This window comes from Immundisolibacter sp. (genome assembly GCF_041601295.1).
Classification (GTDB): domain Bacteria; phylum Pseudomonadota; class Gammaproteobacteria; order Immundisolibacterales; family Immundisolibacteraceae; genus Immundisolibacter.
In genome coordinates, this window is the sequence record NZ_JBFIII010000168.1 from 1 (window position 1) to 2928 (window position 2928).

The 2928-nt window shown below is 68.3% G+C and carries 3 protein-coding genes; 1 reads left to right on the forward strand and 2 read right to left on the reverse strand.

From position 1 onward, the window contains the following. Positions 1-93: 93 nt before the first annotated feature. Both purN and purM read right to left on the reverse strand, forming a co-directional pair. Positions 94-759, reverse strand: coding sequence for a phosphoribosylglycinamide formyltransferase (gene purN / locus ABZF37_RS14000; protein WP_372720975.1), 666 nt, complete (start codon positions 757-759; stop codon positions 94-96). Next, the gene (gene purM / locus ABZF37_RS14005) at positions 756-1808 is read right to left on the reverse strand and encodes a phosphoribosylformylglycinamidine cyclo-ligase (RefSeq protein ID WP_372720979.1); all 1053 of its coding nucleotides are present in this window, start codon (positions 1806-1808) and stop codon (positions 756-758) included. The genes purN and purM overlap by 4 nt, the downstream gene beginning before the upstream one ends. 154 nt (positions 1809-1962) lie before the next feature. Between purM and ABZF37_RS14010 the strand changes: the two genes are divergently transcribed. Beyond that, positions 1963-2877 (forward strand): DUF2066 domain-containing protein, encoded by a 915-nt coding sequence (locus ABZF37_RS14010; protein ID WP_372720977.1) that lies wholly within the window; start codon positions 1963-1965, stop codon positions 2875-2877. Positions 2878-2928: the final 51 nt, after the last annotated feature.

A 2928-nucleotide genomic window follows, 5' to 3' on the forward strand; every position in this document is an offset into this window, starting at 1 on the left:
CGCACGGCGTAAGTCGCCTGCCACTCGTTCGGCAACTCGGCCCGCGCTTGAGTTGCGACCAGCAGCGCGATGCATGCGCCCAACACTCGCCAACTATTCACGCTGTGCCTCATATGCGAACTGCACCGGCGCGGCCAGGGGTAGGCCGTCCAGGTACACAGTGCCCAGTTTCAGCGCCACACGGGCTTCGCAAAACCACCCGAGCACCAGCGGGTACAGTCGGTGCTCTGCCTCCAGCACCCGGCGGGCCAGGCTGTCCGGCACATCTTCCTCCAACACCGGCACCCGCGTCTGTGCGATTACCGGGCCGCCGTCGACGGCGGCGGTGACAAAGTGCACGCTCGCGCCATGTTCCCGCGCGCTGGCAGCCAGGGCCCGGGCATGCGTGTCCAGTCCGGCGAAGGCCGGCAACAAGGAAGGATGGATATTGAGCAGGCGACCGTGATAACGCTGGACGAACTCCGCCGTGAGCACACGCATGAAGCCGGCGAGCACGATCAGATCCACCGCGGCGTCGTCGATGTGAGCGCTGAGGCCGTGCTCGAACGACTCGCGGTCGGGGTATTCGCGGTGATCGACCACTGCCATGGGCACATCGGCCGCGCGAGCCACGGCCAGTCCGGCGGCTCCGGGACGGTTGCTGATCACCAGCATCACCCGCGCGGCCAACCGGCCCTGGGTGATGGTGTCGAGGATGGTTTGCAGATTGCTGCCGCGGCCCGAAATCAGCACCGCCAAGCGCAGCGGTAGCTCTGTCACGACGCCAGCACGACGCCTGGGCCGTCGCCGCGCGGCACGACCTGGCCGACCAGGCTGGCGGTTTCACCGGCCTGTCGCAGGTGGGAGATGGCCTCATTGGCGCGCGCGGCCGGCAACACCACCACCAGCCCCAGGCCGCAGTTGAACGTGCGCCACATTTCGGTCGCCGCGATACCGCCCTGCTCCTGGAGCCAGCCAAAAATGGGTGGTTGCTGCCAGGCGCCGGGGTCGAGACGGGCCGCGAGACCGTCCGGCAGGATTCGGGGGATATTCTCGACCAGGCCGCCGCCGGTGATGTGCGCAATACCCACCACCGGCAGAACGGCTAGCAAGTCCAGAACCGGCTTGACATAGATTCGCGTTGGCGTGAGCAGGGTGGCGCCCAGGGTACTGCCGGCAAACGGCGCGTGCAGATCGGCGCCGACGTGCTCGATAACCTTGCGCGCCAGCGAGTAGCCGTTCGAATGCAGGCCACTTGAAGCCAGGCCGATGATGGCATCGCCAGCGCGAATGGCCCGGCCGTCGACGATGCGCGACTTCTCCACCACGCCGACACAGAACCCGGCCACGTCGTAGTCACCAGACCGGTACATGCCGGGCATCTCGGCGGTCTCGCCGCCGGCCAGGGCCGCGCCGGCCAATTCGCAGCCGCGGGCGATGCCGGCCACCACGCCTGCCGCGGTGTCCACATCCAGCTTGCCGGTGGCGAAATAATCGAGAAAGAACAGCGGCTCGGCGCCTTGCGACAGGACGTCGTTGACGCACATGGCGACCAGATCAATGCCGACCGTGTCGTGTACACCCAGGTCAATGGCCAGGCGCAACTTGGTGCCCACACCGTCGGTGCCGGCGACCAGCACCGGTTCGCGGTAGCGCTTGGGCACTTCCAGCAGGGCGCCAAAGCCGCCGATGCCGGCAAGCAACTCCGGTCGGCGGGTGCGTGCCGCCAGTGGCCGGATGCGATCAATCAAAGCGTTTCCAGCGTCAATATCGACGCCTGCATCGCGATAGGTCAGGCCGGGGGCTGGACTGTTGGGCGTGTCGCCCATGACGGGAAGGCTCACAGTGGTGCGGTGAAACGGGGCACAATGGTAGCTGCTCCCGCCGCCGCCGCCTACCATCCCCATGCGCCTGCCGTCCCCGCTCGTCTGCATTGTGCTTGCGCTGGGTTTATGCCGAGGCGCTTGGGCTATTGATCTTTACGTGGCCCGTGTACCGCTTGCCGAGTCGACCGATGCGGCGCGCACAGCGGCGGTGACCAGCGCTTTTTCCCGTGTGCTTGGGCAGGTGGCCGGTCGCGCTGAGGTGGGTGCCCTGGCGCACCAGCCGGATGGCCGCAGTGCCGCTGCCCGAGCGCTGCTCAGCTATGCCCTGGGCACCGGTGACGATGGCACGCAGGTCCTGGAAGCCCGGTTCGATCCGGCTCTGGTACGCGGTTTTCTGAGCGCACAGCAGCAGGCAAGGCCCGCGGAGGCTCGGCCCACCCTGCTGCTGTGGCTGCTGGCACAGCGCGATGGGGCGCCCGCCTGGGTAGGCGCCGACGAGCCGGCCGAGCTGGCGGCCACGGTAAGCAATGCGGCGGCGGCGCGCGGTTTGCCGCTGCTGTTGCCGGTGCTGGACCTGACCGAGCGTGCGGCGCTGCCGGCCAGCGTTGACCCAACGGATCCTTCCAGCCTGGCCGCGCTTACCACGGCATCCGCACGCTACCGGCCGGACGGCGTCCTGTTCGGGCGCCTGCGGGCCGCCGGCAACGGCTGGGAAGCGACACTGCGCCTGACGCTGCCGGAACACGCCGACGTGGGTTGGTCAGCGCATGGCGATGATGAAGCGGCGGCCCTCGCGGCCGCGCTAGACGGTGTGGGCCAGCACCTGGCACCCGCGGCGACCGTGGCGGGCGGCCCACCGGCCGCGGTACAGATTACCGTTGATGGCATAACCGATATCGAGGCCTACGCCCGCGTCTGGCGGCACCTGAAGCAGGCGCCCGGCGTGCGCATGCTGCGCCCGCTCGCGCTCAGTGGCGCGCGCAGCGTGTTTGGCTTTGAACTTGCCGGCGGTTCCGGCGCACTGCCCGGCAGCGTGGACCCCGGAGCGCCGTTTGCTCCAACCAGTCGATAAAACGCGGCAACTGTTGCAGCAGATTGACCAGCTGATGCTGCAACGCGGGAA